This window comes from Paludibacterium purpuratum (assembly GCF_004363805.1).
Lineage (GTDB): Bacteria > Pseudomonadota > Gammaproteobacteria > Burkholderiales > Chromobacteriaceae > Paludibacterium > Paludibacterium purpuratum.
In genome coordinates, this window is sequence record NZ_SNZP01000007.1 from 65,055 (window position 1) to 87,001 (window position 21,947).

A 21,947-nucleotide genomic window follows, 5' to 3' on the forward strand; every position below is an offset into this window, starting at 1 on the left:
CTTGCTGCTCATCGAATGGTTGATGCTAGCTTCGCCCCGGCAGGACTTTGAACGGCTCGTCCAGCAAGGTCGTCGTGGCGGGGTGAAAATCGGCGCCATTGCCGTATTGGTCCCAGGCAGTGAAATACACAGAGGGTTGGTTGGGCGTTTGCATGTCGTTGACCGGCGTGCCGGGATAACCGAAGCCGGGAAGCTCGGTTTGAAATTCGACCACGGTGAAGTATTGTTTTTGCCGGTCTTGATTGATGTCGTCGAGCGGCCACCAATCGGGCGGGTCGTTCGGGCCGGGGCGCAAGCCGAAGACGCGTTGGTTTGCCTCGGCGCCCGCGTCCCATGTGTAGGCGATGCGGAAGTTTCGGTAATAAACGATGCCGCCGTTGTTGTAAGCGGCGTCGGCGTCGAAGATGCGGAAATATTCGCCACCGCCAAAGCCGGTTTTAAGCGCGAATTTGACGAACTCGAAGCCCTCGTCGTCGCAGCCGAACAGGTAGTTGCGCGCCAGGGCGGTGATCCGGGGTGGGTTGTTGAGGGGGTGATGCGCCGCCACATAGGAGGTTAGCGTGGTGTTGTTATCGGTGTAGCGCTTTTTGGGGAGCGAGCTGATGCGGATGCTTTCGTAGGCCGCGTTATCCGTGTTTTCGCCGCCAGAGGTGTCGATGGAGCCATCGGGCATATCGATTTTGGCGAGCAGCGAGATCGCCTGACGGCTTTCTCGTTCCGGGCACATGACATAGAAGACGCAGGAGATGCGAGGGTCCCCCGGGTTGGCGCGTGCTAGGCCTCCCGTTGCGAACGCGTTGCGGTTTGCCGTATAGCACCATACATCCCCCGTACAGGCATCCGTGCCCGGGGGCAACTCTTGGCGCGGCAAGTCGGCGTGCCCGCTGTCGTTGATCAGGTACAAATGCCGGTACAGTTGTTCGGTTAAGCCGGGGGTGTTGGATTCGGTGAGCGGGGTGCCATCGGCAGAGACTTCTGCCGTGATGATCACCCCCACCTGATGCATGCCGTTGCGATAAATCCGGCTTTCTGTTTGGTTTTGGCCGCTGTCTTCGAGTTTGATATGTAGCGCGTCGACGTTGTCCCAGAATAACGATTCGTCCCGTGTCATTTGCTGCGTCATGGCATGCCTTCCTTTTGTCGTCATCCCCGGGGGGAGAGGTGTTGGGCTAAGTACATTATTTGTATATGTGTAATGACGTGGTAATAAGAATTGGCGTCTTTTCGGTTAAATAATGGCTTAGCGCATATAGAAAGCGCTTAACCCGCCTAAGTGAAATGCCTACTCGCCGGTTAGGTCTTTTGGACTAGCTCGCCTGCCGCTCGCTTCTTCCCCAATCGATGAATGGTGCGCCGACGCGCCGCTTTCTATGCTTGCCAGCGATAACCCCGAAACCGTGGATGAACGGCGCGGGGCGTAACCTGGGAGAGCGACGATGGCTTCTGACTCGACAGTATTACCTCGCTGGGAACCCGAAAACCGGGCCTTCTGGCAAAGCACGGGACGCGGCGTGGCGCTGCGCAACCTGTGGATTTCCATTCCCTGCCTGATGCTGGGGTTCATTGTGTCGGTGCTGTGGTCGATGGTGACCTTGAACCTGCCCAATGCCGGTTTTACTTTCAGCAAGGAGCAGTTGTTTCTGTTGACCGCGCTGCCGCAATTGTCCGGCGCCACCTTGCGCATCTTCTATGCCTTCATGCCCGGCCTGTTCGGCGGTCGCCGCTGGACCACCTTTTCCACCTCGCTGTTGTTGATTCCGGCCTTGTGGCTCGGCTTCGCGGTGCAGGATCCGACGACCTCGTATCCGGTCATGCTCTCCATCGCTTTGTTGTGCGGCCTGGGTAGCGGCAACTTCGCCAGCTCCATGGCCAACATCGCCCACTTCTTTCCCGCGCAGGAAAAAGGCAAGGCCAACGGACTCAACGCCGGCTTCGGCAATCTCGGCGTGTCGCTGGCGCAGCTGCTGATTCCGCTGGCGGTGACCATGCCGATGTTCGGCGCGTTCGGCGGCGAGGCGCAGCACTACGTCAAGCTGGGGGTGGAGAAGAGCCTGTGGCTGCAAAACGCCGGCTTCATGTGGGTGCCCTTGATCGCGGCGGCGACGGTGGCGGCCTGGTTCGGCATGAGCGATATGGCCGATGCCAAGTCGTCGTTCTCCGAGCAGGCGGTGATTTTCAAACGCCGCCACAACTGGCTGATGTGCTATCTGTACCTAGGCACCTTCGGCAGCTTCATCGGCTTTGCCGGCGCCTTCGCCCTGTTGACCAAGACGCTGTTCCCGCTGGTGCCGATCACCAAGATCGCCTTCCTGGGGCCGCTGGTCGGCGCGTTGATCCGACCGGTGGGCGGCATGATCGCCGATAAGGTCGGTGGCGCGCGCGTGACGATGTTGGTGTTCTGCTGCATGGTCATCGGTGTGCTGGGCGTTTTGTCCGCCTTGCCGGTGGCGGGCGGCGCCGGCAACTGGCCGTTGTTCTTCGGTAGTTTCATCGCGCTGTTTCTGTTCGCCGGCCTCGGCAACGGCTCGACCTACAAGATGATTCCGACGCTGTTCGTCAATCACTCTCTCAAATGCGCGGCGCCGGACGAGGCTTCGCAACGCCAGGCACGCCAGGACGGCGTCAAGGAGTCGGCCGCGGCGGCCGGTTTCATCAGCGCCATCGGTGCCTACGGCGGCTATTTCATTCCGCAGAGCTTCGGCCTGTCGGTCAAGATGAGCGGCGGCCCGCAATACGCGCTCTACTGCTTCATGGCGTTCTACGTCAGTTGCATCCTGGTGACCTGGTGGTGCTTCGCGCGCCGCAAGGCCGCGCAGCCTTGCTAAGCTCGCCCGCCGACCAAGCCCGCCGAATGGCGGGCTTGGTCGTTCGAAAGGACTAGTTCCGTCGCAGGGGGTGGGCGCGAGGTTTGGGCTGGATCAAACGCATCGGAGTGGCGGGCCGCGACAATCGCGGCAAAACATCGATCCTTTGTGAGAGCAAATCATGACTGCCACACGCCTCATCGTCATCGGCAACGGCATGGTCGGCCAGCGCTTTTTGGAAGAGCTGGTCGAACGCACCTGGCCGGGGGAATACGCCATCACCGTGTTTGGCGCCGAGCCGCGCCCGGCTTACGACCGGGTGCACCTGTCTTCGTACTTCGCGCATCACACCGACGAAGACCTGGCGCTGGCCAAGCCGGATTTCTACGCCCGGCACGGCATTCGCCTGTGCTTGGGCGAGGCGGTCAAACGCATCGACCGCGAGCAACGTTTGGTCGAGACCAATCTCGGCACTGTCCTAGCCTACGACAAACTGGTGCTGGCGACCGGCGCCACCCCGTGGGTGCCGCCGATTGCCGGTAGCGCCCATCCTGCCTGTTTCGTCTACCGCACCATCGACGATCTGAAAGCGATCGAAGCGCGCGCCCGCCTGGCGAAAAGCGGCGCGGTGATCGGCGGCGGCCTCTTGGGGCTGGAAGCCGCCGGCGCGCTCAAGGCGCTCGGTCTGGCCACGCATGTGGTCGAGTACGCGCCGGTGTTGATGGCCGAGCAGCTCGACCGCATGGGCGGCGAGATGCTCAGGCGCAAAATCGACGCGCTCGGGGTGCAGGTGCATACCGCCAAGGATACGCGCGAGATCGTCAGCCACGGCCAGGGTCACCGGCTGCGTTTCGCCGACGGCAGCGAGCTGACCGTCGATCTGTTGGTCTTTTCCACCGGCATTCGGCCGCAAGACACTTTGGCGCGCTACGGCGGCTTGCCGGTGGCCGAGCGCGGCGGCATCGTCATCGACGACCACTGTCAGACCGCCGATCCGGATATCTATGCCATCGGCGAGTGCGCCGCCTGGCACGGTCAGTTCTTCGGCCTGGTGGCGCCGGGCTACAAGATGGCCCAGGTGGCGGCCGATCATCTGATGGGCTGCGACAATGCCTTCGTCGGTGCGGATATGAGCGCCAAGCTCAAATTGCTTGGCGTGTCGGTCGGCAGCATCGGCGATGCGCATGGACGGACCCCGGGCGCGCATAGCTACGTCTATCAAGACGATCACGCCGGCGTGTACAAGAAACTGGTGGTGTCCGCCGACGGCGGCACGCTGTTGGGCGCCGTGCTGGTCGGCGACGTCGAGGACTACGGCAACCTGCTGCAGATGAAGCTCAACGCGCTGCCGATGCCCGAGCATCCCGATACCTTGATCCTGCCCGCCTATGCAGGAGAGCGGCCGGCCTCGGGCATTGCGGCCTTGCCGGGCAGCGCGGTGATCTGCTCCTGTTTCGACGTCAGTCGCGACCGCATCGCCGCCGCGGTGGCCGACGGCTGCCGCAGCGTGGAGGAAATCAAGGCCGCGACCCATGCCGGTACCGGTTGCGGGGGCTGCGTGCCCTTGATCGCCCAGGTGTTGAACCTCGAATTGTCGCGCCAGGGGATCGAAGTCAGCCACCGGCTGTGCGAACACTTTACCCATAGCCGCCAGGCCTTGTTCCACCTGATCAAGGTCAATCGGGTGACCACCTTCGACGAGGCCATCCGCCGTTTTGGCCAAGGTTATGGCTGCGAGGTCTGCAAGCCGACGGTGGCCTCGATTCTCGCCAGCGCCTGGAACGACTATGCGCTGCGCCCCGATCTGGCGGTGCTGCAAGACAGTAACGATGCCTACCTCGGCAATCTGCAGAAGGATGGCTCCTACTCGGTGATCCCGCGGATGTCCGGTGGCGAGGTCACACCGCAAGGGCTGATGGCGCTGGCGCAAGTGGCGAGCGACTTCCAGCTCTACACCAAGGTGACCGGCGCGCAGCGCATCGGCTTGTTCGGCGCGCACAAAGGTGACCTGCCGCGTATTTGGGCGCGGCTGATCGACGCCGGTTTCGAAAGCGGCCAGGCCTACGCCAAGGCGCTACGGATGGTCAAAACCTGCGTCGGCAGCACCTGGTGCCGTTATGGCGTGCAAGACAGCGTCGGCTTCGGCGTCGAATTGGAGCACCGCTACAAGGGCCTGCGCACGCCGCACAAGCTGAAGTTCGGCATCTCCGGCTGTACGCGAGAATGCGCCGAGGCCCAGGGCAAGGATGTCGGCATCATCGCCACCGACGCCGGCTGGAATCTGTACGTCGGCGGCAACGGCGGCATGAAGCCACGGCACGCCGAACTGTTGGCCGCCGATCTGGACCGCGACACATTGCTGCGCTATCTCGACCGTTTCATCATGCTGTACGCCCAAAGCGCCGACAAACTGCAGCGCACGGCGAGCTGGGTGGAAAGCCTGGACGGTGGCATCGGCTACTTGCGTTCGACCATCGTCGACGATGCGCTCGGCCTGGGCGCGCAATTGGAAGCCGATTTGGCGCAATGCTCCGCGGCCTATCGTTGCGAGTGGCAGCGCACGCTGGAAGACCCGGCGCATCCGGCGCGCTTCGCCGATTTCATCAACAGCTCCGCCGCCGACCCCGGTCTGCAGTACGTCGCCGTGCGCGGGCAGCATCGTCCGGCAACGCCCGCGGAACGTCGGACGATCGTCATTCATCCGCTGGAGGATTGAACATGGATTGGATCCGCATTTGCCCGCTCGACGCCATCCTGCCTGGCGGCGGGGCGTGCGCCCTGATCGGCGCGCGCCAAGTGGCGTTGTTTCGGCCCCATGACGACGAGCGTGTTTACGCGCTCGACAACGTCGACCCGTTTGCTCAAGTCAGCGTGCTGTCGCGCGGCCTGCTGGTCGAGCATCAGGGCGAATTGTGGGTGGCGAGCCCGCTGAAGAAGCAGCGTTTCCGCCTGCGTGACGGTCAGTGTTTGGAAGACCCGGATTATTCGGTGTTGTCGTTGCCGGTCGAGGTGCGCGACGGGGTGATCTATCTACCTGTCCAAAAGAACTAGTCGGACTAGTTCTTCCATCCGTCATGGTTGCTGCCTTTGGTGAATGGGGGCGCGGGTGGCGCAGGCGTAGGCTGAGAGCGGTAAACCAATGCCGCTCTCGGAGACGCCATGAGTCACTTTCTCGATCGCTTGAAATTTCTTTCGCGAACCACCGATACCTTTGCCGACGGTCATGGCGCGGTGGTGAGCGAAGACCGCCAGTGGGAGAACGCCTATCGCGCCCGCTGGCAGCAGGACAAGGTGGTGCGCTCCACCCATGGTGTCAATTGCACCGGTTCGTGCAGTTGGCGCGTCTTCGTCAAGAACGGCCTGATCACCTGGGAGCTGCAGCAGACCGACTACCCGCGCACCCGGCCGGATCTGCCCAATCACGAGCCGCGCGGCTGCCCGCGCGGCGCATCGTATTCCTGGTATGTCTACTCGGCGCAGCGGGTCAAGTATCCGATGATCCGCAGCGAACTGATGACCCTGTGGCGCGAGGCGCGCCAGACCATGGCGCCGGTCGAAGCCTGGGCCTCGATCACCGCCGATCCGGCAAAAGCCGCCCGCTATAAGGCCGCGCGCGGCCTGGGCGGCTTTGTGCGCGCCGACTGGGACACCGCCAGCGAAATCATCGCCGCCGCCAATACCCATACCATAGAGGCCTACGGGCCGGACCGCATCATCGGTTTCTCGCCGATTCCCGCCATGTCCATGGTGTCCTACGCCGCCGGTAGCCGTTATCTGAGCCTGATCGGCGGGGTATGCATGTCGTTTTACGACTGGTACTGCGATCTGCCGCCGGCCTCGCCGCAGGTGTGGGGCGAGCAGACTGACGTGCCGGAGTCGGCCGACTGGTACAACTCGACTTACCTGATGGTGTGGGGCTCGAACGTGCCGATGACCCGCACGCCGGATGCGCATTTCTATACCGAGGTGCGCTACAAGGGCACCAAGACCGTGGCGGTGTCGAGCGACTTTGGCGAAATGGCCAAGTTCGGCGACATCTGGCTTGCGCCCAAGCAGGGCACCGATGCCGCGCTGGCGCTGGCCATGGGGCATGTGGTGCTGACCGAGTTCCATCAAACCGGCAAGAGCGCGTACTTCACCGAGTACGGCAAGCAGTACACCGACTTCCCGATGCTGGTGATGCTGGCGGAAGGCGAGCACGGGCTCACCGCCGATCACTACCTGCGCGCCTCGCATCTGTCGGGTCTCGACGAGGCGAATAACCCGGATTGGAAAACGCTGCTGATCGATGCGAAGAGCGGCGACATCGTGGTGCCCAACGGTACCATCGGCCTGCGCTGGGGCGAGCAGGGCGATATGGTCGGCAAGTGGAACCTGGAGATGAAGTCGGACGACGGCCGCGAGGTCGACCCGGTCTTGTCGTTGCGCGACTGCTGCGATGAAGTGGCGCGCGTCAATTTCCCGTATTTCGGCGCCGAGCACCAAGCGGTGCTGACGCGCAACGTACCGGTGCGCCGCCTGACGCTCAAGGACGGCACCAGCGTGCTGGTCGCCACGGTTTACGACCTGATGTTGGCCAATTACGGCGTCGACAACGGCTTGGGCGGCGAGCATGTCGCTCGCAGCTTCGACGACGACGTGCCCTACACGCCGAAATGGCAGGAAAAGCACACCGGCGTGCCGGCGGCCGACGTGGTTACCGTGGCGCGCGAGTTCGCGACGAACGCCGATCAGACGCGCGGCAAGAGCATGGTCATTGTCGGGGCCGCGCTCAATCATTGGTATCACATGGACATGACCTACCGCGGCATCATCAATCTGCTGATGATGTGCGGTTGTATCGGCCAAAGCGGCGGTGGCTGGGCGCACTATGTCGGCCAGGAGAAACTGCGGCCGCAACAGGGCTGGGCGCCGCTGGCCTTCGCCACCGACTGGCAGCGTCCGCCGCGGCAAATGAACGGCACCAGCTTCTTCTACGCCCATACCAGTCAATGGCGTCACGAAAAGCTGGGCGTCAACGAAATTCTCAGCCCGACGGCACCCAAGGGCCGCTACGCCGGCCTGAGCCTGCTCGACTTCAACGTGCGCGCCGAGCGCATGGGCTGGCTGCCGTCGGCGCCGCAATTGGAAACCAACCCGCTCGACCTGACGCGCGATGCGGCGCTGGCCGGCAAGGACCCGGTGGCGTACACGGTGGAAGGGCTGCAATCGGGCAGTCTGAAGATGTCGTGCGACGACCCGGATAATCCGAAGAACTTCCCGCGCAATATGTTCGTCTGGCGTTCGAATATTCTCGGCTCCAGCGGTAAGGGCCACGAGTACTTCCTCAAGTATCTGCTGGGCACGCAAAACGCGTTGTTCGACGATGAAAAGGACTGCATCAAGCCCTCCGAAGTCACGGTGCGCCCGGCGGCCGAGGGCAAGCTCGACCTGCTGACGGTGCTGGACTTCCGGATGAGCACCACCTGTCTGTACGCCGACATCGTGCTGCCGACCGCCACCTGGTACGAGAAGGACGACCTGAACACCTCGGACATGCACCCGTTCATCCACCCGCTGTCCGAAGCGGTGCAGCCGCTGTGGCAGGCCAAGAGCGATTGGGAAATCTACAAGCTGCTGGCGCAGAAGCTATCGGAAATCGGCGGGCCGGTGCTCGGCACGCGGCAAGACCTGGTGCTCACGCCGCTGATGCACGACACCCCGGGAGAATTGGGGCAGCCGCTGACGCCGAAGGATTGGAAGAAGGGCGAGTGCGCGCTGGTGCCGGGCAAGACCGCGCCGCAGATGACCTTGGTCGAACGCGACTACAGCCGCATTCACGAGAAATTCACCACCATCGGCCCCTTGCTTGCCACGGCGGGCAATGGCGGCAAGGGGATCGGCTGGCAGACCGCGCACGAAGTGAAGGAATTGGCGACGCTCAACGGCCGTGCCGCCAACGGCCAGCCGAAACTGGAAACCGCCATCGACGCCGCCGAGATGATTCTGACGCTGGCGCCGGAAACCAACGGCCACGTGGCGGTCAAGGCTTGGGCGGCGTTGTCGAAAATCACCGGTCGCGACCATACCCATCTGGCCGTCGGCCGCGAACACGACAAGATCCGTTTCCGCGACATCCAGGCGCAGCCGAGGAAGATCATCTCCAGCCCGACCTGGTCCGGCCTGGAGAGCGAAGAGGTCAGCTACAACGCCGGCTACACCAACGTGCACGAGCTGATTCCTTGGCGCACGCTCACCGGTCGCCAGCAGTTCTACCAGGATCACCGCTGGATGCTGGACTTCGGCGAGGGACTGACGGTGTACAAGCCGGCGGTCGACCTCAAGACCACCGGCGCCATGCTCGGTCGCGCGCCCAATGGCGAAAAAGAGATCGTGCTCAACTTCATCACGCCGCACCAGAAGTGGGGGATTCACTCGACCTATTCGGACAACATCCGCATGTTGACGTTGAGTCGCGGCGGGCCGCACGTGTGGCTCTCGGAAGAGGATGCGAAAAAAGCCGGCATCGTCGACAACGACTGGGTCGAGGTGTTCAACCTCAACGGTACCTTGACCGCCCGCGTCGTGGTCAGCCAGCGCGTACCGGCCGGCATGACGCTGATGTATCACGCTCAGGAGAAGATCGTGAACGTGCCCGGCGCCGAAACCAGCGGCAAGCGCGGCGGTATCCACAACTCGGTGACGCGCACCGTGACCAAGCCGACCCATATGATCGGCGGCTACGCGCAGCAAGCTTACGGCTTCAACTATTACGGCACGGTCGGCAGCAACCGCGACGAGTTCGTCATCGTGCGCAAGATGAACCGGGTGGACTGGCTCGACGAGCCTAAGAACGGCCAGGACGCCTGAGGAGACAACCATGAAAATTCGTGCGCAAGTGGCGATGGTGCTGAACCTCGACAAATGCATCGGCTGCCATACCTGTTCGGTGACCTGCAAGAACGTCTGGACCAGCCGCGACGGGGTGGAATACGCCTGGTTCAACAACGTGGAGACCAAGCCGGGTGTGGGCTTCCCCAGCGAATGGGAAAACCAGGAAAAGTGGCAGGGCGGCTGGCGCCGCACCGCCGACGGCAAGCTCGAACCGCGCCAGGGCAGCCGGATGAAGATCCTGGCCAATATTTTCGCCAACCCCAATCTGCCGCAGATCGACGACTACTACGAGCCGTTCACCTACGACTACGAGCATCTGCAGAACGCGCCGGCCATGCGTACCCCGCCCACGGCGCGGCCGGTGTCGGTATTGACCGGCAAGAAGATGGACAAGATCGTGGGCGGCCCCAACTGGGAAGACGATCTGGGCGGCGAATTCGCCAAACGCAGCCGCGACCAGCTGTTCAAGGAAGTGGAAAAGGAGATGTATTCCACTTTCGAGAACACCTTCATGATGTATCTGCCGCGGCTGTGCGAACACTGCCTGAACCCGGCCTGCGTCGCTTCCTGCCCGTCGGGCTCGGTGTACAAGCGCGAAGACGACGGCATCGTGCTGGTCGACCAGGACAAGTGCCGCGGCTGGCGCATGTGTATCTCCGGTTGTCCGTACAAGAAGATCTATTTCAACTGGGAGTCGGGCAAGGCCGAGAAATGCACCTTCTGCTACCCGCGCCTGGAGGCCGGTCAGCCGACGGTGTGCTCCGAGTCGTGCGTGGGGCGTATCCGCTACCTGGGCGTGATGCTGTATGACGCCGATCGCATCGCCGACGCGGCGAGCGTGGCCGACGAGCAGGATCTGTATCAGTCGCAACTGGACGTGTTCCTCGACCCGAACGATCCGGCGGTCATCGAAGAGGCGCGTCGCCAGGGTATCGCCGACAGTTGGCTCGACGCGGCCAAGCGTTCACCGGTGTACCGCATGGCGGTCGAATGGCGCGTGGCTTTCCCGCTGCACCCGGAATACCGCACCTTGCCGATGGTCTGGTATATCCCGCCCCTGTCACCGATCCAAAAGGCGGTGCAAAGCGGTGTCATGGGCAAGAACGGCATTCTGCCCGACGTCAGCGAAATGCGTATTCCGCTGCGCTATCTGGCCAATCTGTTGACGGCCGGCGACGAGGCGCCGGTGCGCTCGGCGCTGGATCGTATGTTGGCGATGCGCGCCTATATGCGCGCCCGCCACGTCGAAGCGCGCGAGGCCGACGAAGTGCTCGACCAGGTCGGACTGACGTCCGCTCAGGTGGAGGATATGTACCGCACCATGGCCATCGCCAATTACGAAGATCGCTTCGTGATCCCGTCCAGTCACAAGGAAATGGTGGAAGACAGCTTCAACGAGAAGGGCAGTTGCGGCTTCACCTTCGGCAACGGCTGTTCGGGCGGCGTGTCGGAGGGCACCTTGTTCGGCAAGAAGAAAGAGGGCTCGGTGTTCTTCGCCGACATGCCGAAGTCGCGCAAGAAACTCGGCCAATAGGAGCGCGCCATGAACGCTTTTTCGCTTGTCTCCGTCTTGTTGCAATACCCCGAGGCGGATCTGCTGGCGGCGCTGCCGGAAATCCGCGCCGCGCTCGCGGCCGAGCCCGAGAACCTCGGTGCGCGCTTGGCGCCGCTGCTGGAGTACCTGCAAGAAAACGGGCTGATCGAACTGCAGACGCGTTATGTCGACCAGTTCGACCGCAATCGCAGCCTGAGCCTGCACCTGTTCGAGCATGTCTACGGCGAGAGCCGCGAACGCGGCGAGGCCATGGTCAGCCTGATGGGCACCTACCATGAGCACGGCTTTTTCATCAATGCCGACGAGCTGCCGGATTTCCTGCCGCTCATGTTGGAATTTCTCGGCCAATTGCCGGCCGCCGAGGCTTCGGCGCTGCTAGGTGAGGCGGTACACGTCATCGCCGCCATCGGCGAGCGCCTCGCGGCCGCCCAAAGCCCTTATGCCGTGGCCTTCGCCGCGCTGGTGGCGTTGAGCCCGGTCGAACCGCTGCCGGTCGGCCAGCCGCCGGTGCGCGACATGGACGAGGCGATGGAGCGCTTCGGCAGCGGTCTGGACGGCATGGAGCCGCTGCTCACGCCGCAGGCCACCACCCAGACCATCCGCTTTCACCCGCGCCCGGCGCGGCAAGGAGCCTGATCATGAGTTATCCGCATCTGTTTTTATTCGGTATCTATCCGTATATCGCCCTGGTCGTGTTCCTGTTCGGCAGCCTGGTGCGCTTCGAGCGCGAACAATACACCTGGCGCGCAGAGTCGACGCAGTTTCTGCATCGCGGGCCGTTGCGCCTGGGGTCGAACCTGTTTCATATCGGCGTGATCGGGGTGTTTCTCGGTCACCTGGGCGGCTTGCTGACGCCGATTGCGGTGTGGGAGTGGCTCGGCGTGCCGCTGACCGCCAAGCAACTGCTCGCCATGGGGGCGGGCGGGGTACTCGGCGGCACTGGGCTTGTGGGGCTGCTGATTCTGCTGTGGCGCCGCTTCAGCAACGACCGACTGGCGGCGCGCACGCCGCTGCGCGATAAGATCCTGCTGCCGTGGCTGCTTTTGACGCTGTGCCTGGGGTTGGCAACCATTCCCGAGTCGGCGCAGCATCTGGACGGCCGAGCCATGCTGACTTTCATGTTGTGGGCTCAGCACATCCTGACCCTGCGCGGCGATGCCGCCAGCCTGGTGGTCGATGCGCCGCTGGTATTCAGGTTGCACATCTTCTGCGGGCTGACCTTCTTCATGATCTTCCCGTTCACGCGCATGGTTCATAGCTGGAGCGGCTTCGCCAGCGTCGGCTACCTGACGCGCGCCTGGCAGCTGGTACGTCCGCGCTAAGCACGCGGGATGACGGAAAAAAGCGGCGCCGGATCTGGCGCCGCTTTGTTTTGCCGTGTTGGCGGAGGGGATCGACTAGGATTGATCTGATTTAGCCGAAGCGGGAAATTGGCAATGCTTGCGCCTCAAAATTAGCTTATGTGAAATGACCGATGTGCAAGGCTCTGCTTCATGTTTTGTGCGGACTGGGTGCGCTGTCGCTGGTGGGGATGCCTGCCAGTGCGATGTCCGGCGAATGCAAACCCTCGTCCGACCGACGCGTCATCGCCGGCGCCGGCGTCAATTGGCAACCCGCAGTAATGGTCGGCGATGTTGACGTTGCCGATCGACCGTCATCGGCGCGCGGTGGCGAGGCGCTGAGCGCGTGTCCCGCCAACGCCCGCAGCACCGCTTGCGCGTATAACCCTTGCGTGTCGCGCGCGGCCATTTGTCGGCAGACATAGGTCAACTTGACGACATGATCGTCGGCCGTTTGGATGGCCGCGCTGGTGAGTGTGTGCCAGTCGATCGGCGGCGTTTCCGGGGGCTCGACGGGCGGCAGCGGTGTGCCGGCCGCTACCCAGCCCGCGCAGGCGGCACGCCACATGGCGTCGTCCAACCGGGCTTGCTGTGCCGACGGCAATAGCGGTCGCAGTATCGAGGCGGCATAGCTGCCGGTCATCAAGTGCAAAATCGTGAAATTGCCGCTGGCCGCGTAAGCGGCGGCGGCTGCCCGCATCAACGCCAACGGCAGATCGCCGGTCAACGGCACGGGTGGCAGGGTCCGCGCGAAAGTCGGTTCGGCCGCGACGGTGCGCAGCCGCTGGCTGATCCAATGGCCCTGCGGTCGCGGTACCGACGATAGTCGCGCGAAACCCGCGAAAACATCGATGGGAGGCGACGTATTTTGCATCGGGACGTCGATCGGCGTGTAGCCGCAGACATAGGCGGCCAAGCCGGCGGCAATCTCGGCGTTATGTTGGTACGCCACACCGTAGGCGGTACGGATGAATGCATGGAAAGCGCCGCTGGCCGGCGCCGGCGTCCAGGCATCGAGCACCGTACCGATGAGCTGCCGGCTGCCATGCAGGGCGAGCTCGGCGGCAAAGTAGCGCCGCAGCTGGCCGAAACGCTCGTTTTGGCCGCGCGCCGCTTGCCAATCGCCCCCTGGCAAGTCCCCGTCGGCGCTCTCGTCCGGCAGCGCGTGCCGTTGTGTCCATGTCTCGAAGAAGTGTCGTAGTTGCATGTCGCTGGCACCGAGTTTTGCCAACGCGATCAGCGCCATCGGGCAGTGGTTGCTGGTATCGCGGCAGTGCAGCGCGTAATCGCCGCTCGCGGCGAGCAGGGCAGAGAGGGTGTCGGTGTGCTTCATGGCGGCCATCCGGGATGTTGTCGAGACACCACGATAAAAGTTAAAGTTAACTTTAAGTCAAGGGGGTGGAATGGAAGCGTGTTTCATGAGCATCGGCCAACTGGCCGCGCGTGCCGGTGTCAATGCCAGCGCGCTGCGCTTTTACGAGAAAGAGGGGCTGATCGTCAGTGTGCGTGCGCCGAGCGGCCAACGGCGCTTCCGGCGCGATGCGCTGCGCCGGGTGGCCTTCATTCGTGCCGCCCAGCAGGTCGGATTGAGTCTGGATGAAGTACGGGCTGCCTTGGCATCGCTGCCGGACGGTCGCACGCCTAACGCCGAGGATTGGGCGCGCCTGTCCGCGGCCTGGCGTCCGCAGTTGCAGGCGCGCATCGACGCGCTGTGTGCATTGCGCGACCGCCTGACCTCGTGCATCGGTTGCGGCTGTCTTTCCTTGAGTCAATGCCATCTATACAACCCGCAGGATCAAGCGGCAGCGCATGGTGCCGGTGCGCGCTATCTGCTGGGCGATCGGCCGCTTGGCTCGGGCGACGGTCGCTAGGCTTGCTATCGCGACGCCCGGCGAACACAAACTCTCGCCCGCCCGGCGTGTGATCGCCGGCGCAAGCATCAATTGGTAACCCGGCTTGCAGAAGGGCGATGACCTCTCCAGATGGACAATGTGATAGGTGTTGCCGAGAATCGGTGTTTTCCGACTGTCCTGGAACCGATCCATGAAGAATCGCAGCATCACCGTGCAAGGCACTAGCGTCGGCATCGTCTCGCGGAATGAACAGGACTACATTTCGTTGACCGATATGGTGAGGCATTTTGAGGGCGGCGGTGCATTAATCGAGCAATGGCTGAAGAACAAGGATACGGTGCTGTTCTTGGGTGTGTGGGAACAGCTAAGCAATCCCGACTTCAATTCCCTCGAATTCGAGGGAATTGGCCGCGAGTCCGGGCGCAATAGCTTCTACCTGTCAGTCAAGAAATGGATAGAGGCCACCGGTGCCATCGGTTTGCATGCCAAGGTCGGACGCTATGGCGGCACGTATGCTCACCGCGATATTGCCTTTGAATTTGGCTCCTGGCTCAGTCCGGAATTCAAGCTGTATCTGATCAAGGAATTCCAGCGTCTCAAGGATGAAGAGGCGAGGGCAGCCTCGCTGGAGTGGAGCTTTCAACGCACGTTGGCCAAAGTCAACTACCGTATCCACACTGACGCCATTCAGGAGCAGCTTATTCCTCGGCAGCTTACCCCAGCGCAAACGGCACAGGTTTATGCCAGCGAAGCGGACTTGCTCAATGTCGCGCTATTTGGGTTGACTGCCGCGCAATGGCGGCAGGCCCATCCCGAGCAGACCGGCAACATGCGTGACAGTGCCGCGCTAGAGCAACTGGTTGTGTTGTCCAATTTGGAAAGCCTCAATGCGGTGCTGATTCATCAAGGGCTACCGCCACCATCCCGCCTAATGCAGCTAAATGGTGTTGCTATCAAGCAAATGTGCTCCCTGGTTGAGCTATCGACGATCAAGCAGTTGAACCTACCCACGGAACTCTCTCTTTCTCAAGCGAAGTCACGAGCCGATCTGGCGTGCCCAAGTGATGATGGGCCGCATGATGGCATTTCCCCTGTTTGAGGGGCGCCCCCTATGCGCGGGTTTTCGGGTGGCTTACACCGCACCTTCGGTCGGCGGCAGCGGGAAGCGCACATGAAAGCAACAGCCGCGTCCGTCCAGCCCATCGCCGAGCGCGACCGTGCCGCGCAGCCGATGCGCGGCCTGGCGCACGATGGCCAGCCCCAGGCCGGAGCCCGGGCTGTCGTGGCCCGCGCCGCGATGAAAGCGCTCGAATACCCGCGTGCGGTCGGCGGGCGCGATGCCGGGGCCGTCGTCCCAGACTTCCAGTTCCACCCATTGACGCAGCACGCCAAGGCGCACCTCGATGCGGCCGCCCGCCGGCACATAGGCCAAGGCGTTATGCAGCAGGTTTTGTACGATGGAATGGAAGGCCGCCGGCTCGATGTTCAGCGGAAACTGTTCCGGGCCGTCGAACGACACCTCCTGGTGTTTTGCCAGCGCTTGCGGCAGGGCGCTGGCCATTTCGTCGCGCACCATGGTGGCCAGGTCGCAGCGCTGCGGCCGTATCGGCCGCTGGTCGTCCAGTCGCGCCATTTCCAATAGTTTGTCGATCAACGCCGTGGCGCGCGCCACCGCATGGCGCATGCGCGCGCCCGCGTCGCCGTTGTCGCGGGCGCTGTTGCTGCTTAGTACATGCGCTTCGGCGGCAATGACCGCGATCGGCGTGCGCAGCTCGTGCGCCGCATCTTGAACGAAGGCCCGTTCACGCTCGATTTTTAATTTGAGCTGTGCCAATAGCCGGTCGAGCGCCTCGGTCAGCGGGATCAATTCGGCGTGGCGGGCATTGAACGCCAGTGGGGACAGGTCGTCCGGCTGCCGGGCGGCGATCAGGCGCGACAGGCGTTGCAAGGGCTGCAGGCCGCCCCATACCGCCAGGTAGAGCGCCAGCAGAATGATGGCGCAGGCCAGTAGCACTTGCTGCCAGATATCCTTGCTGGTTTGGACGAATACCCAAAGTGCGCGAAACGTGGGGCTGGCCAAAATCATGACCCAGCCGGGGCCGCGGGTTTGCAGGACGTGATAGTCGAGTTCGCCGAGGCGCACCTTCTCGATGACGTTATCGCGCGGTCGGAGCGGCAACTGTCCGGTCTTGTGCGAGCGAAACAGCAGTGTGCCGTCAGCGGCGTACAGTAATACCAGGTAGGGGTCGGTCACATTGCTGGCGCGGTATTGCTCGTTGATGATGTCGGACACCGCCCGGGTTTCGGCGATCTGATGCGCGCGATCGTCGATGGGGCGCAGCATCATGGCAATGTGCCGGGAGGTGTCGCGCAGATCCTTGTCTGTCTCTAGGTTGAGCTGGATGTATTCCCAGACCACCAGCGCCAGCCAAACCAACATGAAACCGGAGAAGACCGCCAGCACCACGCGGCGCAGCAGGCTGGGTTGTAGCAGGTGTTGTAGTTCTTTCATGATATGAGCATGTAACCGACGCCGCGTACCGTGCGGATGCGCTCGGCGCCGATCTTGCGCCGCAGGTTGGACATATGCACCTCCAGCGCGCCGAAGTCGACTGGCTCTCCCAGCGGTTCCAGACGCTGCGCCAGCGCCGACTTGGCAACGATGCAGCCGGCTTCACGCGCCAGTTCCAACAGTAGATTGAATTCCCTTGGCGACAGGTCGAGCTCGTCGCCGCGCAGCAGCACTTGGTGGCTGCGCGGTTTGATTTGCAGCTCGCCCAGCGCCCAGATCTCGCTGGCCTGCTGCGCGTAGCGGCGCAACACGGCGCGGATGCGCGAAATCAGTTCCGGCATGGCGAAGGGTTTGAGGATGAAATCGTCGGCGCCGCCATCGAGCCCGGCTAGGCGGTCTTCTAGTGCCGAGCGCGCGGTGATGACGATCACCGGGGTAGCGATACCGGCCTTGCGCCAGCGGGCGAGCAGTGTCAGCCCGTCGCCATCGGGTAACGTCAAATCGAGCAGCACGCAGTCGTGCTCGATCTCGGCCGGCACCTGCGGCGCATCTTGCGCGCTGCGTCGCCATTCGCTGCTGATGCCTTCCACTTTCAATGCCTGTTGCAAGGCGAAGCCGAGATCCAGATCGTCCTCGATGAGCAAAATATGCATGACTAGCCGTCCTTCATGACGTGTCGTTATTTGGCCGGATGGTTTATGCGCCAATGAACCGTTAGCCGAATGGTAGCGCAAAGCCGGCGCCACGCCATCGGGGGCGAGGGCGGTGTTAAGCCGATGAAAAGGTTGCCATACCGATAATCGCTGTCAGACCGGAGGGCGTGTGCCCGTCCGGTACCGACAGGAGAAAAATAGATGCATTACCCCCTTGCGCTCATCTTGAGCGGTCTGAGTACGATCGCGTTGGCCGCGGCGCCGGCCGGTCTGGTGGCTGTGCCGAGTAGTGGCGAGCAACGCCCCGACGCAAAGTCGCCCGATGCCGTCCAACCTGACTGGACCGTCTCGGCCGGCGCCGGCGTGGGTTGGCTGCCGGAAGTGATGGGTGGGCGCTACTACCGCGCGCAATGGCAGGGTCAGTTAAGCGTGGTACACCGCAGCGGTTGGTTCTTGGATAGCGAAGAAGGGCTCGGGAAACGCTGGCAGCTCACCCCTGCCTGGTCGGTGGCGCTGTTGCTGGCCGCCAGCGATAAGCGCGCCCAGAGTAGCCGAATCGACCGTAATACCACGCTGGATGGCATGGGCGATATCGGGCAGGCGGCCCAGGCGGGGGTGGCGCTGGGCTTCGAGCAAGGTAACTGGCATGTCAAAGCCAAATACTTGAGCAGCCTGAAGCACGATCAGAAGGGGCAGCAACTGTCGCTGGGCGTCGACTATACGGTGTGGCGCCGGTCCGCGGCGGTGTTGACGCTCAATAGCGGTCTGTCGGCCGGCGATGGCGACACCATGCAGCGTTGGTTTGGCGTGTCGGCCGAGCAGGCGGCACGCACCAGCTTCGCCGCATATCGGGCGAGCGGTGGCTTGAGTCAAGGGCTGCTGGGCGCCACGCTGACGGTGCCGCTCGACAAGCACTGGCAGTTCGAAGGTCGCGCCGCCTATGTGCGCATGCTGGGAGACAGTGCCAACAGTCCGTTGGTCAAGCAGCGCGGCTACGGCGTATTGGGCGGCGCGATGCAGTACAGCTGGTGATCGGAGGTTCAAAAAGAAGAGGCCCCGCACGTGGCGGGGCCTTTCTCTTTTCTTGACTGCTGTCCTGGTAAAGTCGGATGAGACTTTGATGTAGTATTGCTACGTGCAATGACGGCGTCAATACGTGTTTTGCTTTAAATTAATTGGATCGTAAGGACTTTTGATCCATATCAGCTTTTTGGTGTGTGTTGATATTCATGTAGCAAAACTACGTATTGGCAGTTCATTCAACGCTTGGCCGAAGCCATGGCGGCACCGAAAAAGATGAAGGTGGCCGCCGCGCCTTTGTTGAGCAATCTGCCGCCGCGCTCGGAGGTCAACCAGTCGCGGGCGCGCTTGGCGCACAGGGCGTAGCCGCAATGAATAACGATCACCAGCGAGCTGTAAGTCAGCACCAGGGCGGCGAACTGCGGCACATAGGCGCGCTCGGTACTGATGAATTGCGGGAAGACCGACAGGAAGAAAAAAATCGCCTTGGGGTTGGTCAACTGCAATGAAAGCCCTTCGACAAAGCGCTGGCGCAGCCCGGCCTCGTGGGTCGGTTTTGCATCGAAGCGATGCGGCGCTGCGCGCCAAAGTCGGATGCCGAGATAAAACAGGTAGGCGGCGCCAATCCACTTCATGATACTGAATGCCAGCGCCGAAGCCGCCAGCAGGACCCCAAGACTAGTGGCCGAAATGGCGGCGACCGCCAACGCGCCAGCCGAAATGCCGAGAATGCCGCCGAAGGTGCCGCGCAGACCGTAGCGCAAGGCATTGCTCAACGTCATCACTACGCCCGGGCCGGGACTGAATACTGTCGCGGTGGCCATGAGCAAAAACAGTAGGTACAGCTTCATCGTCTTCTCCCGGGAGCGATTGTGTTTTCATGAATATTCTATTTTTTTACCTTTATATCATAAAGTGGCTGTGACTCACTTAGGCGTGGCTTCAGATTTGCCGCCGCAGTCCTTGATTGGCGGCGTGTAATGTTTGTCGATCACGACCGGCGCCGCGTAGGCCGAGTCCCATGTCTGGGCGTGCAGCCGGGCGATGCGTGCCGCCATGATGGGGCTCCTTAGAACGACTTCGATATTGCGCGAGTCGTCCAGATAGCCGCCGCGCCAGTTGCTGGTGCCGACCCAGGCGATCTGGCCGTCGATGGCCATGGTTTTGCTGTGAATGACGCGCGCGAAGGGGATGCAGCCCGACGACGCCGGCGGCAGCGTGACTATCCGTACTTCCATGCCGGGCAACAGCGCCAGGCTTTTCAGATAATCGATGCCTGGCGCCTCGGCGTTCCAGTCCGACACCATCAGCTTGACCTTGACGCCGCGCGCCAGCGCCGCGCGGATGGCATTGTCGAATAGCGGGTAGTACCGGGGCGGCTTGTCGTAGGTCAGCGGCACATAATCCAACAGCTGAATGCGGATCTCCTGTTTTGCCTCGGCCATCAAGGCTGTCAGGCTGGACTCCGAATCGGCGACGCCGGGCGGATCCCAGGCATTGGGGCTCGCCAGCAAGCGTGCCGGTTGTTGCAAATCGACAGGCGGTACGGTCGTGCGCAGCGGGGGGACGGGCTGACCGGCGGCGATCCGTTGCTCGGCACGCCAGTCCTGTTCGAAGATCGCCTGTAATTGCGCGGTCATTGTCGGTTCGTCGATCTTGAGGCCGGTTTCGTGTATGTGCTCCAGCGAGCGCCAGTCGAAATTCTGGCTGCCGACATAGGCGGTGCGGCCATCCACCACGAAATACTTGGCGTGGATGATGCCGTTGCCGCTGACCTTGGCCCAATCCAGGGTGCGGTAATCGAGATTGGGGATTTGCCGCAATCGTGCGACGGTGGTGGGGTCGGTGGCGAAACGGCCTTTGGCCTCCATCAGAAAGCGGATTTTGACGCCGCGCCGACCGGCGGCATCCAAGCGGTCGATCACCGTGTCGAGCCGACTGCCCGCTTTGCTCGCCACGTAGAATTCGTTCAACACGATTTCACGCTGGGCGCTGTCGATCATCTCGCGCCATACCGTCGCCGGGTCGCGCAAGTCCGGGGTGTCGAGTCCCGCGCCGGCCGGCGCGGTATGGACCAGCTCGAAGCCGGGAATGGCGAAATCGGCATGGGCAAAGGGCGCCGCCAGGGCGAGCAACAGGCGCAACGCCGCGCGGCATAGCTGTCGGGACATCGTGGACTCCGGCGAAAAACCTAGAGCGTAGCAGCGATTTATGACACCTGGGAGTGCTCAGGGGTTCAGCATGCCGGTGGCTTCGTCCGGGGCGACATATTTCTCGACGATGCGTCGCAATGTGCCGTCGGCACGCATGGCTTGCAAAGCGGCGGCCACGCGGGTCGCCAGCGCTTCGTTCACCGTGGCGCGCGCCAGCATGACGTTGAGCGACGGGTAGGGGGCGTTGCCGTTCCAGTCCTCGATGCGGTATTGCGCCAGCTCTTCGCGGCTGAGCTGCCGGCGGTAGACTTCGGCGGACGTGATGATGACCTGAACCCGGTTGGCGCGCAGCAAGGTATACAACTGGTCCGTGTCGGCCGCCTCCATGACCCGCCCTTGGCCTCGCATGCGCGTCACCAGATCGTCATAGAGCGCCGTGCCCAAATGCCAACTGGTGCCCGCGCCCAACAACCATTTGGGGTTGTCGACAAAAGCGGCCATGCCGGGAGGCGGGCCGCCTTTGCGCACCAGGGCGACATTGTGTTCGCGCAGATAGGGGGTCAACCAGGCGATGCGGGCGCGATCTTCGGTGACGAACTTGTGCATCGCCATGTCGATTTCACCCAACGCCACCAAGCGCATGATGCGTACCACGGATTCGACCCGGATCTGCGGCCGGCAGTGTAGCCGTCGCGCCAGTTCGTTGGCGATCTCCAGATCGATGCCGGTCATTTGATGGCGCGCGTCGATGAAAAAATAACTGCCGTACTCGTCGAGCGCGATACGCAACACCGGCTGGCATGCCGGTTGCGCGGCTGCTTGCCCGGTCCCTGCCAGCAGTCCAGCGGCCAGCAGGGTGGCGATTAGGTACGACAAGCGACGACTGATCGACATGGCGGCACCGTTCGGGAAGCGTCTGTTTCGATATTAGACGGTTACGCGGGGGATTTTGGGTCGTGGGCGGAGAAATCTGTCATGCGCGCAGGCGGCGGCTTCAGCGCCGAGTGCGCCGCTGATGTGCGATGGCGAGCGGTGAGGGGGCTTCGAGGGGGCGTTCGTCGTGTTGCCGCAGCCGGCCTGAAGTTCTGCCGATGCCGAACGGTCTCGGTCGATAAAAAGCGGACGTTGGCGCGCTATCGCTCAACGTCCGCTCGATGGAAGCGCGGCGCCGAAAACGCGCCGCT

General features: G+C 62.7%; 17 protein-coding genes. 10 read left to right on the plus strand and 7 right to left on the minus strand.

Annotated elements, in window-relative coordinates; translation table 11 throughout:
• Nucleotides 1-25 precede the first annotated feature (25 nt).
• Nucleotides 26-1,123 (minus strand): hypothetical protein, encoded by a 1,098-nt coding sequence (locus tag DFP86_RS09730; RefSeq protein ID WP_133680634.1) that lies wholly within the window; start codon nt 1,121-1,123, stop codon nt 26-28.
• 313 nt (nt 1,124-1,436) lie between these two features.
• Between DFP86_RS09730 and DFP86_RS09735 the strand changes: the two genes are divergently transcribed.
• The 7 genes from DFP86_RS09735 to narI all read left to right on the plus strand — a co-directional run bounded on the left by DFP86_RS09735 (nt 1,437) and on the right by narI (nt 12,554).
• Nucleotides 1,437-2,825: a NarK family nitrate/nitrite MFS transporter gene (locus DFP86_RS09735; protein ID WP_133680636.1), complete on the plus strand. Its 1,389-nt coding sequence runs from the start codon at nt 1,437-1,439 to the stop codon at nt 2,823-2,825.
• A gap of 160 nt (nt 2,826-2,985) precedes the next feature.
• Nucleotides 2,986-5,520, plus strand: a complete 2,535-nt coding sequence (gene nirB / locus DFP86_RS09740; protein WP_133680638.1) for a nitrite reductase large subunit NirB — start codon at nt 2,986-2,988, stop codon at nt 5,518-5,520.
• A 2-nt stretch (nt 5,521-5,522) separates the two neighbouring features.
• Complete coding sequence (nirD, locus tag DFP86_RS09745) at nt 5,523-5,855, plus strand: nitrite reductase small subunit NirD (protein ID WP_133680640.1); 333 nt, start codon at nt 5,523-5,525, stop codon at nt 5,853-5,855.
• 108 nt (nt 5,856-5,963) lie between these two features.
• Nucleotides 5,964-9,653, plus strand: coding sequence for a nitrate reductase subunit alpha (locus DFP86_RS09750; RefSeq protein ID WP_133680642.1), 3,690 nt, complete (start codon nt 5,964-5,966; stop codon nt 9,651-9,653).
• 10 nt (nt 9,654-9,663) lie between these two features.
• Entirely contained in the window at nt 9,664-11,211 is a 1,548-nt protein-coding gene (narH, locus tag DFP86_RS09755) for a nitrate reductase subunit beta (RefSeq protein ID WP_133680644.1), read from the plus strand.
• Between the two features lie 9 nt (nt 11,212-11,220).
• A complete protein-coding gene (gene narJ / locus DFP86_RS09760; RefSeq protein ID WP_133680646.1) occupies nt 11,221-11,868 on the plus strand; it encodes a nitrate reductase molybdenum cofactor assembly chaperone in 648 nt (215 codons plus the stop codon).
• A gap of 2 nt (nt 11,869-11,870) precedes the next feature.
• Nucleotides 11,871-12,554: a respiratory nitrate reductase subunit gamma gene (gene narI / locus DFP86_RS09765; protein WP_133680648.1), complete on the plus strand. Its 684-nt coding sequence runs from the start codon at nt 11,871-11,873 to the stop codon at nt 12,552-12,554.
• Nucleotides 12,555-12,723: 169 nt separating this feature from the next.
• Here narI and DFP86_RS09770 read toward each other — a convergent pair whose 3' ends face one another.
• Nucleotides 12,724-13,905 (minus strand): questin oxidase family protein, encoded by a 1,182-nt coding sequence (locus tag DFP86_RS09770; RefSeq protein ID WP_166642222.1) that lies wholly within the window; start codon nt 13,903-13,905, stop codon nt 12,724-12,726.
• 85 nt (nt 13,906-13,990) lie between these two features.
• On the opposite strand from DFP86_RS09770, the gene soxR reads away from it, so the two are divergent.
• Complete coding sequence (soxR, locus tag DFP86_RS09775) at nt 13,991-14,443, plus strand: redox-sensitive transcriptional activator SoxR (protein WP_243729359.1); 453 nt, start codon at nt 13,991-13,993, stop codon at nt 14,441-14,443.
• A gap of 172 nt (nt 14,444-14,615) precedes the next feature.
• Nucleotides 14,616-15,524 carry a KilA-N domain-containing protein gene (locus DFP86_RS09780; RefSeq protein WP_133680654.1) on the plus strand — a complete coding sequence of 303 codons (909 nt, stop codon included), beginning with the start codon at nt 14,616-14,618 and terminating at the stop codon, nt 15,522-15,524.
• Nucleotides 15,525-15,557: 33 nt separating this feature from the next.
• On the opposite strand, the gene DFP86_RS09785 is transcribed toward DFP86_RS09780, so the two are convergent.
• Both DFP86_RS09785 and DFP86_RS09790 read right to left on the minus strand, forming a co-directional pair.
• The gene (locus DFP86_RS09785) at nt 15,558-16,937 is read right to left on the minus strand and encodes a sensor histidine kinase (RefSeq protein WP_133680656.1); all 1,380 of its coding nucleotides are present in this window, start codon (nt 16,935-16,937) and stop codon (nt 15,558-15,560) included.
• Nucleotides 16,934-17,590 (minus strand): response regulator, encoded by a 657-nt coding sequence (locus DFP86_RS09790; RefSeq protein ID WP_133680658.1) that lies wholly within the window; start codon nt 17,588-17,590, stop codon nt 16,934-16,936. Before DFP86_RS09790 ends, DFP86_RS09785 begins: the two co-directional genes overlap by 4 nt.
• Before the next feature lie 201 nt (nt 17,591-17,791).
• Here DFP86_RS09790 and DFP86_RS09795 point away from each other — a divergent pair, with 201 nt between their 5' ends.
• A complete protein-coding gene (locus tag DFP86_RS09795; RefSeq protein WP_133680660.1) occupies nt 17,792-18,622 on the plus strand; it encodes a MipA/OmpV family protein in 831 nt (276 codons plus the stop codon).
• A 227-nt stretch (nt 18,623-18,849) separates the two neighbouring features.
• On the opposite strand, the gene DFP86_RS09800 is transcribed toward DFP86_RS09795, so the two are convergent.
• The 3 genes from DFP86_RS09800 to DFP86_RS09810 all read right to left on the minus strand — a co-directional run bounded on the left by DFP86_RS09800 (nt 18,850) and on the right by DFP86_RS09810 (nt 21,657).
• A complete protein-coding gene (locus DFP86_RS09800; RefSeq protein ID WP_133680662.1) occupies nt 18,850-19,461 on the minus strand; it encodes a LysE family translocator in 612 nt (203 codons plus the stop codon).
• 75 nt (nt 19,462-19,536) lie between these two features.
• A complete protein-coding gene (locus DFP86_RS09805; protein WP_133680664.1) occupies nt 19,537-20,781 on the minus strand; it encodes a phospholipase D-like domain-containing protein in 1,245 nt (414 codons plus the stop codon).
• A gap of 57 nt (nt 20,782-20,838) precedes the next feature.
• Nucleotides 20,839-21,657 carry a substrate-binding periplasmic protein gene (locus DFP86_RS09810; RefSeq protein WP_133680666.1) on the minus strand — a complete coding sequence of 273 codons (819 nt, stop codon included), beginning with the start codon at nt 21,655-21,657 and terminating at the stop codon, nt 20,839-20,841.
• Between the last annotated feature and the right edge of the window lie 290 nt (nt 21,658-21,947).